General features: G+C 72.9%; 15 protein-coding genes. 8 read left to right on the top strand and 7 right to left on the bottom strand.

What is annotated here, in order from left to right; genetic code table 11:
* Positions 1 to 35: 35 nt before the first annotated feature.
* The 3 genes from ACIBTU_RS00180 to ACIBTU_RS00170 are packed head-to-tail and all read right to left on the bottom strand — an operon-like array spanning position 36 to position 3080.
* Positions 36 to 1103, bottom strand: coding sequence for an Lrp/AsnC family transcriptional regulator (locus ACIBTU_RS00180; protein ID WP_399123590.1), 1068 nt, complete (start codon positions 1101 to 1103; stop codon positions 36 to 38).
* Between the two features lie 10 nt (positions 1104 to 1113).
* A complete protein-coding gene (locus ACIBTU_RS00175; protein ID WP_399123589.1) occupies positions 1114 to 2010 on the bottom strand; it encodes an intradiol ring-cleavage dioxygenase in 897 nt (298 codons plus the stop codon).
* Complete coding sequence (locus tag ACIBTU_RS00170; protein WP_399123588.1) at positions 2007 to 3080, bottom strand: maleylacetate reductase; 1074 nt, start codon at positions 3078 to 3080, stop codon at positions 2007 to 2009. Before ACIBTU_RS00170 ends, ACIBTU_RS00175 begins: the two co-directional genes overlap by 4 nt.
* A gap of 253 nt (positions 3081 to 3333) precedes the next feature.
* Between ACIBTU_RS00170 and ACIBTU_RS00165 the strand changes: the two genes are divergently transcribed.
* Positions 3334 to 4860 carry an APC family permease gene (locus ACIBTU_RS00165; RefSeq protein ID WP_399123587.1) on the top strand — a complete coding sequence of 509 codons (1527 nt, stop codon included), beginning with the start codon at positions 3334 to 3336 and terminating at the stop codon, positions 4858 to 4860.
* Between the two features lie 49 nt (positions 4861 to 4909).
* Positions 4910 to 6523, top strand: a complete 1614-nt coding sequence (locus ACIBTU_RS00160) for a flavin monoamine oxidase family protein (RefSeq protein WP_399123586.1) — start codon at positions 4910 to 4912, stop codon at positions 6521 to 6523.
* On the opposite strand, the gene ACIBTU_RS00155 is transcribed toward ACIBTU_RS00160, so the two are convergent.
* The 3 genes from ACIBTU_RS00155 to ACIBTU_RS00145 form a co-directional block, all read right to left on the bottom strand.
* Positions 6507 to 7226, bottom strand: coding sequence for a hypothetical protein (locus ACIBTU_RS00155; RefSeq protein ID WP_399123585.1), 720 nt, complete (start codon positions 7224 to 7226; stop codon positions 6507 to 6509). The two genes, ACIBTU_RS00160 and ACIBTU_RS00155, sit on opposite strands and share 17 nt — an antisense overlap.
* A 108-nt stretch (positions 7227 to 7334) precedes the next feature.
* Entirely contained in the window at positions 7335 to 9263 is a 1929-nt protein-coding gene (locus ACIBTU_RS00150) for an SMI1/KNR4 family protein (RefSeq protein WP_399123584.1), read from the bottom strand.
* Between the two features lie 12 nt (positions 9264 to 9275).
* Positions 9276 to 10139: a class I SAM-dependent methyltransferase gene (locus ACIBTU_RS00145; RefSeq protein ID WP_399123583.1), complete on the bottom strand. Its 864-nt coding sequence runs from the start codon at positions 10137 to 10139 to the stop codon at positions 9276 to 9278.
* A 149-nt stretch (positions 10140 to 10288) separates the two neighbouring features.
* Between ACIBTU_RS00145 and ACIBTU_RS00140 the strand changes: the two genes are divergently transcribed.
* Both ACIBTU_RS00140 and ACIBTU_RS00135 read left to right on the top strand, forming a co-directional pair.
* On the top strand, positions 10289 to 10873 hold the full coding sequence (locus ACIBTU_RS00140; protein WP_399123582.1) for a TetR/AcrR family transcriptional regulator: 585 nt from the start codon (positions 10289 to 10291) through the stop codon (positions 10871 to 10873).
* 58 nt (positions 10874 to 10931) lie between these two features.
* A complete protein-coding gene (locus tag ACIBTU_RS00135; protein ID WP_399123581.1) occupies positions 10932 to 11057 on the top strand; it encodes a hypothetical protein in 126 nt (41 codons plus the stop codon).
* An 18-nt stretch (positions 11058 to 11075) separates the two neighbouring features.
* On the opposite strand, the gene ACIBTU_RS00130 is transcribed toward ACIBTU_RS00135, so the two are convergent.
* The gene (locus ACIBTU_RS00130) at positions 11076 to 11744 is read right to left on the bottom strand and encodes a GntR family transcriptional regulator (RefSeq protein WP_399123580.1); all 669 of its coding nucleotides are present in this window, start codon (positions 11742 to 11744) and stop codon (positions 11076 to 11078) included.
* Positions 11745 to 11929: 185 nt separating this feature from the next.
* Here ACIBTU_RS00130 and ACIBTU_RS00125 point away from each other — a divergent pair, with 185 nt between their 5' ends.
* Genes ACIBTU_RS00125 through ACIBTU_RS00110 form a run of 4 tightly spaced genes read left to right on the top strand, consistent with a single transcriptional unit; the run spans position 11930 to position 16956 of the window.
* Positions 11930 to 13153 (top strand): sarcosine oxidase subunit beta family protein, encoded by a 1224-nt coding sequence (locus tag ACIBTU_RS00125; protein ID WP_399123579.1) that lies wholly within the window; start codon positions 11930 to 11932, stop codon positions 13151 to 13153.
* A gap of 20 nt (positions 13154 to 13173) precedes the next feature.
* On the top strand, positions 13174 to 13482 hold the full coding sequence (locus ACIBTU_RS00120; RefSeq protein WP_399123578.1) for a sarcosine oxidase subunit delta: 309 nt from the start codon (positions 13174 to 13176) through the stop codon (positions 13480 to 13482).
* A complete protein-coding gene (locus ACIBTU_RS00115) occupies positions 13479 to 16340 on the top strand; it encodes a 2Fe-2S iron-sulfur cluster-binding protein (protein WP_399123577.1) in 2862 nt (953 codons plus the stop codon). Before ACIBTU_RS00120 ends, ACIBTU_RS00115 begins: the two co-directional genes overlap by 4 nt.
* Positions 16330 to 16956 carry a sarcosine oxidase subunit gamma gene (locus ACIBTU_RS00110; RefSeq protein ID WP_399123576.1) on the top strand — a complete coding sequence of 209 codons (627 nt, stop codon included), beginning with the start codon at positions 16330 to 16332 and terminating at the stop codon, positions 16954 to 16956. Before ACIBTU_RS00115 ends, ACIBTU_RS00110 begins: the two co-directional genes overlap by 11 nt.
* Position 16957: the final 1 nt, after the last annotated feature.

Raw genomic sequence — 16957 nt, 5'->3', positions numbered from 1 at the left:
ATTTTTAAGACGCCAGACAAGCGTGCCTGACGGTTTCAGTCGCCACCTGCGATCTGGTGATCGATACCGGGAAACTCGACGCCACTGCGCTTGAAGGACTCGACGACCAGATGGGACTGCACGGACTCCACGTGCCGCACCCACGGGGAGGCGGTCAGGAACGCGTGCAGCGCCGTCTTCGACGGCTGCGTCACGTCGACCAGGAGCTGGTGCTCCCCCATCACGACGGCCGCGTACCGCACGAGCGGCGACTCGACGAGCAGCTCGCCGACCTTCTCGACCTCGTCGGGCCTGACCTTGATCCACAGCAGCGCCTCGACCGGCAGGCCGAGCAGCGCGGGCTCGACCGCGGCCCGGATGCTGACGACGCCCTCCCGTGTCAGCACCTCCACCCGGCGCCGCGCCGTCGCCACGGACACCCCGGCGACGGCGGCCAGGTCCTCGTACGTGCTGCGCCCGTCCTCGGCGAGCGCCCCCAGGATCGCCAGCTCCTCCGGCCCGATCTCGATGCTCGGCGCCACCGGCTGCCCCACGTCCCTGGGCTGCCCGCCCAGCGCCTCCACCTCGTCCGCGTCGAGGATCCCCGGCGACCACTCGTGCACCGTGCGGAAGTACCGCAGCACCGGGGACACGCTCTGCGAGACCAGGCCCGGCAGCTCCGGCACCTCGTCCAGCATCAGCGGTGCCAACCGGCCCGGCGGGCACTGCAGTTCGGCCACGCAGTCGACCGGCCCGGCCAGCGCGTACGAGAAGATGCAGTCCGGCCGCCGCGCGGCGGCCACGGCGGCGTCCCGCACCGTGCCCGGCCGGCAGGTCATCCGCAGAATCACCGTCTCGCCCCGCATGACGAGCCCGCGCACGGCGACGTCCCCGCTCTCCAGCAGCCGCAGCCCACGCCGCGCCACCTTCCGCTCCGGCTCACCGAGCGCCGCCGCGATCCGCCGCCAAGAGGCCCGCCCGTCGATCTGCAACGCGGCGACGATCCGCCGGTCCAGCCCCTCCAGCGGCCCACCGGGCACACCGTCCGGCACGGCGGGGTGGGTGGAGGGGCGCGCGGGCGAGGCGGCGGGGGCGGTCCTGGTGGCCGGTACGGGGTGCGTCACAGGCACGACCCTAGCGACCGGGTGCGGAGCCGTGGTCCGGTGCCAGGACCAGGTCGTGGGTCATGCTGGCCCACGCGCCCCGCGGCTGTGAGCCGTCCGGTGCCGTGCCGCCCTCGTGGTGTTCGGCCTCGACGACGAGGCTGTCCCTGACGCCGAACACCGCGTCGCGGTCCAGGTGGGGGTCGCCCGCCACGAAGAGGTGGGTGATCAGGGTGCGGTGGCCGGGCGCGGTGACCTTGAAGTGGAGGTGGGCCGGGCGCATGGGGCCGCGTCCGCAGGCGGTGAGCAGGTCGCCGGCCGGGCCGTCGTGCGGGATCGGGTACGGGGTCGGCAGCACGGTCCAGAACCGGAAGCCGCCGTCCGGGTCCGCGCGCAGGCGCCCGCGTCCCGCACAGTGCTCGCCGGGGTACTGGACGTCGTACAGGCCGTCCTCGTCGGCTCCCCAGACGTCGAGCAGCGCTCCGCCGACCGGACTGCCGTCCGTGGACCGGATCCGGCCCGACACGTGGCAGGGGGTGCCCGGCGCGCCCTGGGCGAGGTCGCCGCCGAGCGGGATCTCGGGGGCGTCGTCGACGAAGAAGGGTCCGAGGACCGTCGCCTCGGTCGCCCCGGGGGTGTCCGGTGCGTTGAGGGCGACGGTCAGCATGGACAGTCCGAGGACGTCGGACAGGAGGATGAACTCCTGGCGGCGCTCGTCGGTGAGGTGGCCGGCGCGGGTGAGGAACGCGATCGCCGTCTGCCACTCCCGATCGGTGAGCCGGACCTCGCGGGCGAAGGCGTGCAGGTGCCCGATCAGGCTCCGCATGATCGCGCGCAGCCGTGGGTCGGGGGTGGCACTGAAGGCGGCGAGTACTTCTTCGGTGATCGCCCGCTCCCGTTCGGCGGCGTTCTCGTGCGCGCCGCTCATGCGTCGGTCCCCCTCGACGGCGCCGCGCCTTCCCATGCCGCGTGCAGCAGCCCGGCGAGGTTGTCCGCGGTAACGGTGCGCGGATTGTCGGCGGGCGCGACGGCGAGGATGTCGCCGAGGACGGTGGCCAAGTCGCCCTCTGCCAGGCCGAGTTCGCGCAGGCCGGACGGGACGCCTAGATGCCTGCCGAGGTCGTGGAGTCCGGCGGCCGGATCGGTCCTGCCGAGGGCGACGGCGATGCGGGCCGCGGCCTCGGGAGCGTCCGCGGCGTTGAACGCCAGCACGTGCGGGAGCACGATCGCGTGGGTCTGCGCGTGGGGCAGGTCGAAGGCGCCGCCGAGCACATGGCAGATCTTGTGGTGGAGGCCGGAACCGGCGCCGGCGAACGCCGACCCGGCGAGGTAGGCGCCCAGCAGCAGCGCCGTACGGGCTTCGGCGTCGGCGGGGTCGGCGGCGACGCCAGGCAGCCCGGCCGCGAGGTGCCGGATGCCGTCCTCAGCGACGGCACTGGACACCGGGTTGCGCCGTGGAGCCCAGAACGCCTCGACGCAGTGGGCCACGGCGTTGAGGCCGCTGGCCGCCGACAGTGCGGCCGGCAGGGTCAGGGTGAGCTCGGGGTCGTAGACGACGGTGCGGGGCAGCACGCGCGGGTCCGTGCCGGTCGTCTTGCGGGTGCCCCGGGTCAGGCCCCACACCGGGGTGACCTCGGAGCCCGCGTAGGTGGTGGGCACGGCCACGATCGGCAGGCCGGTGGTCAGGGCGACCGCCTTGGCGGTGCCCGTCGTGGATCCGCCGCCCACGCACAGCACCAGATCCGCGCCGACGGCCGCCGCGCGGGCGCGCTCGGCGGTCTCGGCGGGGACGTGCGGGCGGACTTCGGTGAACGCGGCCATGACCCGGTCGGCGAACGGGGCGCACAGCTCACGCGCCGGTCCGGTCGCGGAGCCTGCGGCGACGAGCAGGATCCGGCGTGCGCCGAACGCGTCGATCTCGTCGGTCAGGTTCCGGCGGGCGGCGCCCGGGCCGAACACGACCCGCCCGGGCAGGGCGTCGTAGGCGAAGGTGTGCATCACGCCTCCTGGGCAGGGCGATGGACCGGCGGGCGTGGCGGCGCCGCGGGGCACCGCCGCCCACCCATACTCTCCACCCAGCCGCCCGCGCCGCGCCCCGACGCGCGCGGCCCCGACAACTCGTCGCGCCCCGGCGGGGATTGCACGACGCCCTGTCCGTTGTGACCCGGCTCACCACGCCGCCACACTGACGCATCCGCAAGCGCACCACGTTCTCACCTACGGATTTCGCAGTGGCAGCCCCCAGAGAGGGATGAAAATGCCCGAAACAGCGGCGAACGGCGCACACCAGGATCCTCCGGTCCACCGGCTGAAAGCCAACTCGGTCGGGCTCGTCGGGGTGGTCTTCATGGCCGTCGCCACGGCCGCACCGATCACCGCCATGACCGGCAACCTTCCCATCGCCGTCGGCTTCGGCAACGGCACGGGAGCGCCCGCCGGGTATCTCTTCGCGACGCTCGTCCTGACGGTGTTCTCCGTCGGCTACGTCGCCATGGCCAAGCGCATCACCGCCGCGGGCGCCTTCTACGGGTACATCTCGCACGGCCTGGGCCGGATCGCCGGCATGGCGTCCGGGATGCTCGCCGTGCTGGCGTACGTCGTGTTCGAGGCGTCGATCGTCGGCGTGTTCTCGTACTTCGCGCAGACGACGGTCCACGACCAGCTCGGCTGGGACGTTCCCTGGATCGTCTACGCCGCGGCCATGCTCCTCGTCACCGCGGCCCTGTCGTTCTTCGACATCAACCTCACGGCCAAGGCGCTCGGCGTCATGCTCATCGCCGAGATCGCGGTGCTCTTCGCGGTCGCCACGGCGGTCCTCGTCCACGGCGGCGGCCCGGACGGCATCCCGGTCGAGCCCATCAATCCGAAGAACGCCTTCACGGGCACCTCCGCGGGCCTCGGGCTGTTCTTCGCCTTCTGGTCGTGGGTCGGCTTCGAGTCGACGGCGATGTACGGCGAGGAGTCCCGCGACCCCAAGCGCGTCGTGCCGCGCGCCACCCTGATCTCGGTGGTCGGCGTCGGCGTCTTCTACATCTACGTGTCCTGGATGACGATCGCCGGCAACGGCCTGTCGGGAGCGGTGAAGGTGTCCGCGAGCACGAGCCCGCTGGACCTGTTCTTCAACCCCGCGCACAGCTTCATCGGGGCGTGGGCCGTCGACGCGTTCCAATGGCTGCTGATCACCGGGTCGTTCGCGTGCGGCATGGCCTTCCACCAGTGCGCCTCGCGCTATCTCTACGCGATCGGCCGCGAGGGCTTCCTGCATCCCGCCCTGGGCCGCACCCACCACCGGCACGGCTCCCCGTACCTCGCCTCGTTCACCCAGTCGGTCATCGCGGTGGCGATCGTCGCCGCCTTCTGGCTCACCGGCCAGGACCCTTACCTGCACCTCTACACGCTGCTCGCCATCCTCGGCACGATGGCCATCCTCATCGTGCAGACGCTCTGCTCGTTCGCGGTGATCGGCTACTTCCGGCGCAACCATCCCGAGGACCGGCACTGGTTCCGTACTTTCCTGGCCCCGCTCCTCGGCGGTATCGGCATGATCGCGGTCGTGGTGCTGCTGGTCCTGAACATGGAGACGGCCGCGGGCTCGGCCGCCGACTCCCTGTTCTTCAAGGCGATCCCGTGGATCGTCGGCCTCGTCTTCTGCGGCGGCCTGGGCCTCGGTCTGTACCTCCGGTCCCGGCGTCCGGACCGCTACGAGGTGATCGGCCGCATCGTGCTCGAGGACGCCAAGGAGCGGGAGGAGGAGGTGCGGACGACCGCGATCGTGTGAGCGACGCGGACCCAGCGGGCACCGCCAGTCGAGAGAGGGAGTACGCACCATGGCTCGTACGCATCTGATGCACGCCCTGCGCCACCTCACCGCCGAGCACCACGCCGCCGCCCAACTGCGCGTCCCCGTCAACGAGTTCCGCGAGCGGAACGCCACCCGCCGTACCGTCCTCAAGGCCGCCGCGGCCACCGGCGTGGCCGCGGCCGCGCTCCCCGCCCCGAGAGCGAGAGCGGCCTCGCCCGCCGGCGCTCCCCGGATCGCCGTCGTCGGCGCGGGCATCGCGGGCCTGACCGCCGCCCTCACCCTCCAGGACGCGGGCCTGGGCTGCACCGTGTACGAGGCGCACCCGGACCGGGTCGGCGGCCGGATGTACTCGCAGCGCGCGCACTGGGCGTACGGGCAGACGTCCGAGATCGGCGGCGAGCTGATCGACACCAGCCACAAGAAGATGCAGGAACTGTGCCGCCGCTTCAACCTGCCGCTGGAGGACTTCCTCGGCGGCGGGCCGAACGGTGCCGAGGAGATCCTCTGGTTCAACGGCGCGTACTACCCCCGCGCGCAGGCCGACGAGGACTTCAAGGCGGTCTACCAGGCCCTGCACCAGGACCTGCAGAACTCGGGCGAGGTGTTCTGGAACCAGACCACGCCGACCGGGACGGCCCTGGACAACATGTCGCTGTACGAGTGGATCGACTCCCGCGTGCCCGGCGGCCACACGTCGCCGCTCGGGCGCTGGTTCGACGTCGCGTACAACGTCGAGTACGGCGCCGACACGGTCGACCAATCCGCCCTGGCCCTCGTCCTCCTGATGGGCTATCAGACCAATCCCGGCAACTTCAACATCTGGGGGCTGTCCAACGAGCGCTACCACGTCGTCGGCGGCAACGATCAGTTGCCGCACGCCATCGCCGCCGCCCTGCCCGACGGGACGGTCCGGCACGGCTGGTCCCTGACGGCGGTCGCGGCGAACACGAACGGCACCCAGACCCTCACCTTCACCGACTCCGGCACGACCCGCACCGTCACCGCCGACCACACGATCCTGTGCGTGCCCCTGCCCGTGCTCCAGCGGCTCGACCTGTCCCGGGCCGGCTTCGACAGCCGTATGACGAATCTGCTCCGGGACGCCCGCATGGGCCACTGCACCAAGCTCAACCTCCAGTTCGGCAGCCGCCCTTGGCGGGGCACGGGCGCCTGGCCGGGTGTCTCGGCCGGGGACTGCTTCACGGACGCCGACTTCCAGCAGACCTGGGACACCACCAAGGTCCAGCCGGGCACGGGCGGCATCCTCATCCAGTACGGCGGCGGCTCCCTCGCCGCGTCCCTCGCCCCGTCCACCCCGTTCGCGTTCGAGGACGACCCGTACGTCCGCGATCTGGCTGCCCGTCACCTGACCCGGATCGACCAGGTGTTCCCCGGCACGCGGGCGGCCTGGACCGGCAAGGCCCAGCTCTCCGCCTGGCACAAGAACCCGTACGCCCTGGGCGCCTACTCGTACTGGCCCGTCGGCTACCTCCACCGGTACGCGGGCTACGAGGGTGTGGCCCAGGGCCGCGTCCACATCGGCGGCGAGCACTGCTCGTACGACTTCCAGGGCTTCATGGAGGGCGGTGCGACCGAAGGGGCACGCGCGGCCGGGGAGGTGATCACGGCGGTGCGCTGACGGCGCCCTCCTCCTTGATCCGCCAGGCGGCCTCACCGATCGCCAGGATGCCGCGCGCCGGCAGAGGGACGTCGCCGATGCGGGGGTTGTGGTCCAGGCGGGCGGGGCGGCCGAGGTCCGTGCCGTCGAGGACGGCGCGGGCCTCGTCGACGTAGTACATGCGCCCGGGCATGAGGGTGCCTTGGTGCCCGCTCGGCATCGTCCCGCTCATCTGCAAGCGGCCGAGCCCGAGCGCCCGTGCCAGCTCCTCCCGGCAGCGCACCAGGGCGCGCGGGCGCCAGCTCGCGAGGGGCAGGGCCGCGCTGACGGCGTTCAGCGCGGTGAGCACCGGGGTGGAGCGGGCGGTGAGGGTCCACTCGAGGGCGGGCGCGTCCATCGTCACGCGCAACGAGGCCGGGCCCGTCCACGCGAGGTGGATCTCGGCCCGGCCGGTGTGCTCACAGGCCAGGCCGTAGTACCTCGGGCAGGCGGTGTCGGGGCGCGGCCCGTCGACGTGGATGGACCACCGGCCGTCGGGGGTGCCGTGCCACACGGTCCGGTACGGGCCGAAGGAGCTCTCCGGGAAGACCCGCAGGGCGAGGACGTGCCCGGAGTCGAAGGGCAGCCCGAAGACACCCCACCCCTTGGCGTACTCGTAGCCGGGCCACGGCGGCGACCCGCCGGACACCGGCGGCCCGGACAGCCGCGCTGCCAGATCGATCATGACGGTCACCTCGCTCGGGACCGGGCGGAGCCACACGTCCAGGATGCCACCGCGCGGTGCGGGGCGCCGGAGGGCACGGCCCTGCCCTCCGGCGCCGCCGGACCGCGTTCAGCGCCGCGGTCTCCCGGTGCCGATGTAGGCGTACGTGAATCCCTCTCCCCCGCGCGGGGCCCGGGTCCACGAGCAGGTGGTGAAGGTGGGCAACCGGCCCTTCGTCAGCGCGAACCGGGGCAGCGAGAGCCCCAACTCGGCGTGCAGGGCTTCGAGTACGCGCCGTTCACGGTCGAGCTCCGGCTCCTCGGGGCGGCACAGACGCACGGGGTCCAGAGCGTCGGGTATCGCGCCGGAGCACTCGATCTCCGCACCGCGCACGGTGAACGCGTAGAGCTCCTCGCCCCGTTCGGCCACCGAGAGGTGGAACGCGGACGGATGCTCGTCCTCGAACCGGTTCCGCGGGTCGCGCCACACCGTCACGGCGCGGCCGGACACGGAGGCGGCCGGGGCGGGCGATCGGAACCTCGCGCCCAGGCGCCGGTCGCAGTGGCCGTCGAAGGCGAAGGCCCACCCTTCCTCGGTGGAGCCCACGGCGACGGCGGCCCGGTCCTCCCACAGCTCCACGCCGTCCCGCTCGTGCGGCCGCGGTGCCCGCCGGGATGCTTCCAGCGAACCCACGGGCGCGCTCAGCCGGGCGCCCTCTTCTCCGATCAGAGCGGGCAGGTCTGCGGGGTCGGCGCCCTGGACCCAGACACCGCGGTATCCGTCGCGCGGCCCCCGGTTCCGCGCGGGCTCCGTCAGCCACGCCAGGCCCGCCGGGTCGAGGTCCGGCACCGGCTGCGGGGCGGGGCCCGTCCGTCCCGCCCGAGGGGTCGCGAGGATCTCCCGGCCGCGCTCCGGGGTGACCAGCGGGCCCAGGACCGGGTCGGCGAGCAGGCCGATCGGGGCGATCAGCGACGTGCCGGGCGCCTCCCAGCGGGGAAGCGCCTCTCTGAGCAGTCGCCACGCGGTGTCGGTCGCGCCCCGGTAGGCGGCCTCCCGGGCCTCGGCGACGGCCCGGCCCCAGGCGCCGGGCGGGGCGTAGCGATGCGTGCCGTCGCGCAGTGCGCTCAGCAGAGCTTCACCGGTGTCCCGGGCGACCCCGCGGGCGACCATCATCCCGAGCCAGTGGTCGTCCCCGCCCAGCCGCCATTCACCACGGGCCGGTGCCATCGCGGCCAGGGGCAGCAGCTCCGGAAGATGGCTCGGGTCGGCCACCAGGAAGCCGTAGTCCCGGGAACTGCCGGGCGCCCGGAAATTCTGCACCTGGTTGAGCAGTTGTCTGCTCCGGGGGCGCCCGAAGGACTGGGCCTTCTCCAGGAGCGGCACCGCCTCCTCGTGGCGGCCGCTCAGCACCAGCTCCAGCGCCTGGTCCACCTGCGCGTCCAGGGCACGGGTCGTCGCGTTCTCGAAGTCGGGCCGTTCTGTCCGGTCGCTGTGGAAGCCGGCGTACGCGGCCTCCATGTAGGCGCGGAACGACGGGTACCGATCCGGCGGTTCGTGCCCCCAGCCTCTGTGCACGTAGAGCGCCCACTCGCCGTCCGGGCCGATGTCACCCGGGTCGAGGAGCGCGTGCGACATGTCGGAGTCCGTCTCCAGCCGGAGCGCCCTGCGCCACATGCCGGCGAGCAGCACGTCCTCCTCGCGCGGGTCGTCGCCGAGGTTCCCCTCGTACAACGGGGCCAGCTGGTAGGGGTCCTGGAACCAGTCGATGTCCGCGACGCCGCCGAGCCAGTAGACCGCGGCCGTCTGGTCGACGTGCCAGCCGTCGCTGACGGCGAGGAACTCCCGGTAGGAGGGCGGCAGTCGGCGGCCCAGCCGCCTCTCGGCCGCGGCGATCGCCGCCTCGTCCGCGGCGGGCTTGCGCGGCCCGCACGCTCCCTCTCCCCCGAACTCCTCGCCGTCCGCGTCGTCCTCGTCGTCCGCGCGCGGAACCCACTCCGCCTGCCAACGCCCCAGGAACTCTTGCCAGTCGAAAGCCTCGAAAGCATCCCCACCGCTCATGCCCGCAGGATGTCATCCGGCACTGACATCGCCCCTGACATCGGCGCCGACCAGCCACGACGTGCTGCGCAGCCGCACCGTGCCGTCCATCGCCTCGTGGCCGCGCAGATGGTCCGTGAGGGTGCGTCGCGCGGCCTCCCGGGCATCGGCGTCGGCCTGTTCCATGAGGTGGCGGCCGGGGCCGGTCCCCAGCAGGAACTCCGCCGCGTCCTCGGCCCCGTGACCCCAGATCCCGTACGCCTCCGTCCTGGTGAGGGTGATCCCGGTGAATCCGGCGGACGTGAGGATGTCGCGGACCCGGTCGGGTGCGGCGAGGGAGAACATGCCGGGCTGCCCCGGGCGTCCGAAGTCGCCGACGGGCAGGAGGTCGCGCAGGGTCGCCATCGCGGTCACCCACTCGTTGAGCGCGGCGTCGGCGGGGACGACGAAGGCGAGGCGTCCGCCGGGCCGCAGCGCCCGGGCGACGTTGGCGAAGGCGGCCACGGGGTCGGCGAAGAACATCACGCCGTAGCGGCTGATCGCGGTGTCGAACGAGCCGGGCTCGAAGGGGTAGGTCTGCGCGTCGCCCTGCGTGAAGCGGACGTTGGTCGCGCCTTCCCGCTCGGCGCTCGCCCGGGCCTCGGCCAGCATCGGCGCGGAGAGGTCGAGGCCGAGTGCGTGCCCCTGGGGCGCCCGGAGCGCGGCAAGGCGCGTGGTGCGGCCGGCGCCGCAGCCCACGTCGAGGGTGCGGCCGTCGGCGGCGATGCGGGCGGCGTCGAGGAGTGGCTCGTCGAAGCCTCCGTTCACGGCGTTCCAGCGGTCCTGGTGCCGGGCCCAGTGGACGCCTTCCGGGCCGTTCCATGCCTGTGCCTGCTCGGCGTTGACGATGTCGCGCACGGGTGCCTCCTGTGGTGAGCTACCGAGAATGGGCGTGTGCCCAAACAGTATGGGCAGATGCCCAAACTGACAATCACGGCTACGCTCGGGAGTCAGGACGCCCCACGCCGACAGCGCGGGGCGGCAGGGGCGGAGCGGAGAAGAGGGCCATGTCACCGCGTGGAGTGGCGACACCGGACGTGCGCGAGCGGCTGTTCGCGGCGGCGGAGCGCGTCGTGGAGAGTCAGGGGCCGGGCGCGCTCACCAGTCGGGCGGTCACGACGGAGGCGGGCTGCGCGAAGGGCCTGCTGCACACGCACTTCGCGGGGTTCGACGCGTTCGTGGCCGAGCTCTGCCTCGACCGTTTCGCCCGGACGGCGGCGCGGGCGCGGGAACTGCCGACGCTCGTCGGGGAGGGTACGCCGGCCGGGAACCTGGAGGCTGTCGCCCTCGCGCTGTTCGACGCCGGTGGTCCCGGCATCTCGGGCCTGGTCATGACCCGCCCCGCCGCCGCGCTCCTGGTCCGCGAGGCGCTGGAGGCCGGGGCGCCCGGCTACACGACGATCCAGGAGGCCGTCACCGCCTACCTGAAGGCCGAACAGGGCGTCGGCCGGGTGGCGGGCACCGTCGATCCGGACTCCGCGGCCCTCGCGATCGTCGGTGCGGCCCACCATCTGCTGCTGACGACCTGGCCCGGTGCGCCCGACCCGCGGCCCGCCGTGCGGCGCCTGGTCCGGGCGTTGGTGGGAGGCTAACCGGGAGGGACGAGGACACGGAGCGGAGGCCTGGGATGCACGAGCGGAGGCCCGACCGATGAGGTGTCTCGCCTACCTGCCCGACGCCGGCGCGGTGCCTCCGTGGCTGCGCGTCCTCTTCGGCGTGGTCGTCCTCGGGCTCCTGGCGGCCCGGCTGTGGCTGTTCTGGCGACGCCGGAAGTGACCGGCCTCCCGGCAGCCCTCAGATCAGCGCCCGGATCGCCCGCTCGAAGTTGTCGACGTGCTCCGCCGCGAGCACGGACGCCTTCGCCGCGTCCCCCTCGATGACCGCCTGGAGCATCTGCTCGTGCTCGTGCACATGCTGGTCGAGGCCTTCGAGGCGGTCGATGAACAGGCACCAGATGCGGGTGGCGAGGTTGTCGTAGCCGATGAGCGTGGCCTCGAGGTACGGGTTGTGCGTGACCGCGTAGACGGCGCGGTGCACGGCCATGTCGAGCCGCAGCAGCTCGGTCTCGCCGCCGGACTCCCCCGAGGCGGACTCGAGGCGGGTGAGGTACCCGCCCAGCCGTTCGCGGTCGGCGGCGGTGGCGCGGCGCGCGGCGATCGACGCCGCCAGCGGTTCGAGCTGCTGGCGCACCTCGGAGATGTGGCTCAGGTCGGCGATCTGGACCTCGGTGGCGAAGGTGCCGCGGCGCGGGTAGGAGACGATGAGCCGCTCGGTCTCCAGGCGCTTCAGGGCCTCGCGCACGGGGGTCCGGCCGAGGCCCAGCTCCTCGGCGAGACGGCCGTCGTGGACCGGCGCGCCGGGGCGGATCTCCAGGGTGACCAGTCGGTCGGTGATCGTCCGGTACGCCTGCTCGGCGAGCGTCGGACCGTGCGGCTGCTCCTGCGCCACGGCTCCGGAGGCCATGCGAATCTCCCTCGGTGTGCCCCGCTTCCGGGGGGACGGGGGGACGACTGTAACGCAGAACCCTCTTGATATATCAGTCCGCGGACAGCTGCCCACGCACCATTGACGGCCCGCGCCCACGCTGGTTAGCGTTCTCGCGTCTCTGATATATCAGTGTGTCGCATGCTGGCTTTCAAGGAGTCCTCATGACCCCCGGCGACGTCCTGCCCGACCACCCCGAATTCCTGTGGCGCAACGCCGACCCGAAGCCCTCGTACGACGTGGTGATCGTCGGCGGCGGCGGGCACGGGCTGGCCACCGCCTACTACCTCGCCAAGAACCACGGCATCACGAACATCGCGGTCCTGGAGAAGGGGTGGCTGGCGGGCGGGAACATGGCCCGCAACACCACGATCATCCGCTCCAACTACCTGTGGGACGAGAGCTCGGGCATCTACGAGCACTCGCTCAAGCTGTGGGAGACGCTGGAGGAGGATCTCGACTACCCGATCCTGTTCAGCCAGCGCGGCGTCCTCAACCTCGCACACAACCTCCAGGACGTGCGCGACAGCAAGCGGCGCGTGTACGCGAACCAGCTCAACGGCATCGACGCCGAGTGGCTGGAGCCGAACGAGGTCGCGAAGGTCTGCCCGATCGTCAACATCAGCCCCGACGTGCGCTATCCCGTGCACGGCGCGACCTACCAGCCGCGCGCGGGCATCGCCAAGCACGACTACGTGGCCTGGGGCTTCGCCCGGCGCGCGGACGCGTACGGCATCGACCTCATCCAGAACTGCGAGGTCACCGGCATCGACGTGAGCGGCGGCCGGGTCACCGGGGTGAACACCACGCGCGGCCGGATCGCCGCCGGGAAGGTCGCGCTCGCCGCCGCGGGACACACCTCGGTGCTCGCCGCCATGGTCGGCCTGCGCCTCCCGCTGCAGAGCCACCCGCTCCAGGCGCTGGTCTCCGAGCTCCTCGAACCCGTGCACCCCACCGTCGTGATGTCCAACGCGGTGCACGTGTACGTCTCCCAGGCACACAAGGGCGAGCTCGTGATGGGCGCCGGCATCGACAGCTACAACGGGTACGGGCAGCGCGGCGCCTTCCACATCATCGAACGGCAGATGGCGGCCGCCCTGGAGCTGTTCCCCGTGTTCGCGCGCGCCCACATGCTGCGCACCTGGGGCGGCATCGTCGACACGACGCCCGACGCCTCCCCCATCGTCGGCCTCACGCCCGTCGAGGACCTGTACCTCAACTGCGGCTGGGGCACGGGCGGTTTCAAGGCGACGACGGGGGTCGGCTGGGCCTACGCCCACACGATCGCCACCGGCGAGCCGCACCCCACGAACGCGCCCTTCACGCTCGACCGGTTCACGACAGGCGCCCTCGTCGACGAGCACGGCGCCGCCGCCGTCGCGCACTGAGACCTTCCGAGGAGACAGCCATGCAGCTCATCCCCTGTCCCTGGTGCGGACCGCGCGAGGAGACCGAGTTCCACTACGGCGGCCAGGCCCATGTCGCCCACCCCGAGGACCCCTTCGCACTCGACGACGAGGAGTGGGCCGGGTACGTGTTCTTCCGCGACAACCCGAAGGGCCCCTTCGCGGAGCGCTGGGCGCACACCGCCGGGTGCCGCCGCTGGTTCAACGCCGTGCGCGACACGGTGAGTTACGAGTTCCTGTCGGTGTACGCCACCGGCTCCCCGAGCCCGCTCGCCGCGACGCCGCGCGAGGACCAGGAGGCCACCGCATGAGCACCGAGTTCCGGACGGGCACGGCATACGGCCGCATCGACCGCTCCACCTCCCTCTCCTTCACGTTCGACGGCACGGCCTACACCGGACACCCGGGCGACACCCTCGCCTCCGCGCTCCTGGCCCACGGCGTCCACCACGTGGCGACCGGCATCAAGTACGGCCGCCCGCGCGGCATCATGGCCGCCGGCGTCGAGGAGCCCAACGCGCTGGTGCAGATCGAGGCGCCGTTCCCCGAGCCCATGCTCACCGCCACCACCGTCGAGCTGTACGAGGGCCTGGCCGCCCGGGGTCTCGGCGGTCAGGGCCGGCTGGCCACCACACCCGACCCGGCGCACTACGACACCAAGCACCTGCACGCGGAGCTGCTGATCGTCGGCGCCGGACCGGCCGGGCTCGCCGCCGCGCTCGCCGCGACCGGCACCGGCGTCCGGGTCGTCCTCCTGGACAGCGCCCCGGAGTTCGGCGGCAGCCTGCTCGGCACCCGGGAGACGATCGACGGCCGCCCGGCCCAGGAGTGGGTGGACGCCGCGACGGCCCGCCTGGCGGCCGACCCGGACGTGACGCTCCTGACCCGCACCACCGCGATCGGCCACTACGACGACAACCTCGTGCTGGCCCTGGAGAAGCGCACCGACCATCTCGGCGCGGCCGCCCCGGCCGGCAAGGCCCGCCAGCGCGTGTGGCGGATCCGTGCCCGGCAGGTCGTGCACGCGACCGGCGCCACCGAGCGCCCCGTCGCCTTCGACGACAACGACCGTCCCGGCATCATGCTGGCCTCCGCGGCCCGCACCTATCTGCACCGGTACGGCGTGCTGGTCGGCCGTCGGGTCACCGTGTTCACCACGAACGACAGCGCGTACGACGCGGCGCTCGATCTGGCCGACGCCGGCGTCGAGGTGGCGGCGGTGATCGAGGCCCGCGCGGCCGTCCCCGAGCGGCTCGCGGCCGCCTGCGCAGAGCGCGGCATCCCCGTGCACGCCGGGCACGTCGTGACCGGGACCAGCGGCATCGCCCGCATCTCGCGCGTCCACGTGGCCGAGCGGGACGGGGCGGTCGCGCACCGGCGCGGCATCGACTGCGACGTGCTGCTGGTCTCCGGCGGCTGGAACCCGTCGGTGGCGCTGTTCAGCCAGGCCCGCGGCAAGCTCCGCCACGACGCGGGCCTCTCCACGTTCGTGCCCGCCGCCGCCCTGCCCACCGTGCGGACGGCGGGAGCCGCCGACGGACTGCGCACACTCGGCGAGTGCCTGGCCGACGGGATCGCCGCGACGGCCGCGGCCCTGGACGCGCTCGGCATCGCCGTCCCGCCCATCGGAGTGCCCGCGGCGGCCGTCGAACTGCCGCACCCCGCCCTGGAGTTGTGGCGGGTGCCGAGCCCGCAGGAGGGGGCCGACGGGTCCGCGCAGTTCGTCGACCTCCAGCGGGACGCGCTGGTCAGCGACGTGTTCCGGGCGACGGGCGCGGGGCTGCGCTCGGTCGAGCACGTCAAGCGCTACACGACCATCGGCACCGCCCACGACCAGGGCCGCACCTCGGGCATCCTCACGTCCGGCATCGTCGCCGAGGCCCTCGGCACGAGTGTGGCCGCGCTCGGCACCACCAGCTTCCGGCCCCCGGTGCAGCCGGTCGCGTTCGCGGCGTTCGCCGGGCGCAACCGGGGCGAGCTCTTCGACCCGGTCCGGGTGACCGCGCTGCACGCCTGGCATGTGGACCACGGCGCCCTGTTCGAGGACGTCGGCCAGTGGAAGCGGCCCTGGTACTACCCGCTCCCGGGCGAGGACATGGACGAGGCCGTGCTGCGCGAGTGCCGCGCCGCCCGCACCGGCGTCGCCATGATGGACGGCTCCACGCTCGGCAAGATCAGCGTGCAAGGTCCCGACGCGGGGATCCTCCTCGACCGGCTCTACACGAACCTGATGAGCAATCTGAAGCCCGGCCGGATCCGGTACGGCGTGATGTGCGGCGTCGACGGCATGGCGCTGGACGACGGCACCGTCATCCGAGTCTCCGAGAGCGAGTTCCTCGTCACGACCACGACCGGCAACGCGGCCAAGGTCCTGGAGTGGATGGAGGAATGGCTCCAGACGGAGTGGCCGGAGCTGCGCGTCCACCTCACCTCGGTCACCGAGCACTGGGCCACGATCCCCCTGGTCGGCCCGCGCTCGCGCGACGTCCTCGCCACCGTGGCCCGCGACGGCCTGGACGTTTCCAACGAGGCGTTCCCCTTCATGAGTTGGCGCGACACCGTCATCGCGGGCGTCGAGGCGCGGGTGTGCCGCATCAGCTTCTCCGGCGAACTCGCCTACGAGGTCAACGTGCCCGCCTGGTACGCCACGACGGTCTGGCAGGCGCTGTACGACGCCGGGCAGCCCCTCGGCATCACCCCGTACGGCACGGAGACCATGCACGTGCTGCGGGCCGAGAAGGCGTACCCGATCATCGGGCAGGACACCGACGGCACGGTCACGCCGCAGGACCTCGGCATGAGCTGGGTGATCTCCAAGAAGAAGAAGGACTTCGTCGGCAAGCGCTCCTTCGACCGGGCCGAGAACCGGCGGACCGACCGCAAGCAGCTCGTCGCGCTGCTGCCCGCCGACGAGCACACCCTGCTCCCCGAGGGCGCGCAGATCATCGCCACCGAGACGGTGCCCGCACCTCCGGTGCCGATGCTGGGCCACGTCACCTCCAGCTACCGCAGCGACGCCCTCCGGCGCACCTTCGCGCTCGCGCTGCTGCGCTCCGGCACCGAGCGCATCGGCGAGACCCTCTACGTCCCGCTGGACGGCCGCACCGTCGCGGTGACCGTCGCCGAACCCGTGCTCCACGACAAGGAAGGGGCCCGCCGTGACGGCTGACACCTCAGCACGCCCGGTCCGCATCAGCCCGCTCGCAGGGTGGAACCCGTCCCTGCCGCCCGGACTGAGCGTCCGCGAGCTGCCCTTCCTCACCCAGCTCACCCTGCGCGTCGAGCCGGGCACCCCCGCGGCCCGGGCCGTGGAGGGGCACCTCGGGTACGCGCTGCCCGGCCCGGGCACCGCACGCCTCGGCGCCGGCGTCGAGGCGCTGTGGCTCGGGCCCGACGAATGGCTGCTGGTGGCGGAGCCCGACCGTGCCGGGGAGCTGGTGGCGGGGCTGCGGGCCGCGATCGGCGACGCGTTCGCCACCGTCACCGACACCTCCGCGCAGCGCACCGTGCTCGCCCTGTCCGGTGCGCTGCTCCCCGACGTCCTGGCGCACGGCTGCGCCCTGGACCTCGCTCCGCGCAGCGCACCCGAGGGCTCCTGCCGCACGACCCTCCTGGCGCAGGCCGGTGTCACGCTCGTGGTGCGCGAGCAGGGTCCGGCGGGGCCGCGCGAGGTCCGGCTGCTCGTCCGGTCCTCCTTCGCCGGGTACCTCGCCGCGTGGCTGACCGACGCGTGCGCCGAGTACCAGGAGGACACCGAGCCCGTCGCGTACGCCGAGGAGAGGTGAG

The sequence above is a fragment of the Streptomyces sp. NPDC050145 genome (assembly GCF_044460245.1).
In the GTDB taxonomy this organism is placed as follows: domain Bacteria; phylum Actinomycetota; class Actinomycetes; order Streptomycetales; family Streptomycetaceae; genus Streptomyces.
This window is presented reverse-complemented; position numbering and strand designations above follow the sequence as displayed.

Excerpts from the sequence above, each read along its gene's own strand:
- ACIBTU_RS00150 (WP_399123584.1), bottom strand. The coding sequence starts at position 9,263 with ATGAGCGGTGGGGATGCTTTCGAGGCTTTCGACTGGCAAGAGTTCCTG.
- ACIBTU_RS00155 (WP_399123585.1), bottom strand. The coding sequence starts at position 7,226 with ATGATCGATCTGGCAGCGCGGCTGTCCGGGCCGCCGGTGTCCGGCGGG.
- ACIBTU_RS00165 (WP_399123587.1), top strand. The coding sequence starts at position 3,334 with ATGAAAATGCCCGAAACAGCGGCGAACGGCGCACACCAGGATCCTCCG.
- ACIBTU_RS00140 (WP_399123582.1), top strand. The coding sequence starts at position 10,289 with ATGTCACCGCGTGGAGTGGCGACACCGGACGTGCGCGAGCGGCTGTTC.
- ACIBTU_RS00115 (WP_399123577.1), top strand. The coding sequence starts at position 13,479 with ATGAGCACCGAGTTCCGGACGGGCACGGCATACGGCCGCATCGACCGC.
- ACIBTU_RS00160 (WP_399123586.1), top strand. The coding sequence starts at position 4,910 with ATGGCTCGTACGCATCTGATGCACGCCCTGCGCCACCTCACCGCCGAG.
- ACIBTU_RS00125 (WP_399123579.1), top strand. The coding sequence starts at position 11,930 with ATGACCCCCGGCGACGTCCTGCCCGACCACCCCGAATTCCTGTGGCGC.
- ACIBTU_RS00120 (WP_399123578.1), top strand. The coding sequence starts at position 13,174 with ATGCAGCTCATCCCCTGTCCCTGGTGCGGACCGCGCGAGGAGACCGAG.
- ACIBTU_RS00175 (WP_399123589.1), bottom strand. The coding sequence starts at position 2,010 with ATGAGCGGCGCGCACGAGAACGCCGCCGAACGGGAGCGGGCGATCACC.
- ACIBTU_RS00130 (WP_399123580.1), bottom strand. The coding sequence starts at position 11,744 with ATGGCCTCCGGAGCCGTGGCGCAGGAGCAGCCGCACGGTCCGACGCTC.
- ACIBTU_RS00135 (WP_399123581.1), top strand. The coding sequence starts at position 10,932 with ATGAGGTGTCTCGCCTACCTGCCCGACGCCGGCGCGGTGCCTCCGTGG.
- ACIBTU_RS00170 (WP_399123588.1), bottom strand. The coding sequence starts at position 3,080 with ATGCACACCTTCGCCTACGACGCCCTGCCCGGGCGGGTCGTGTTCGGC.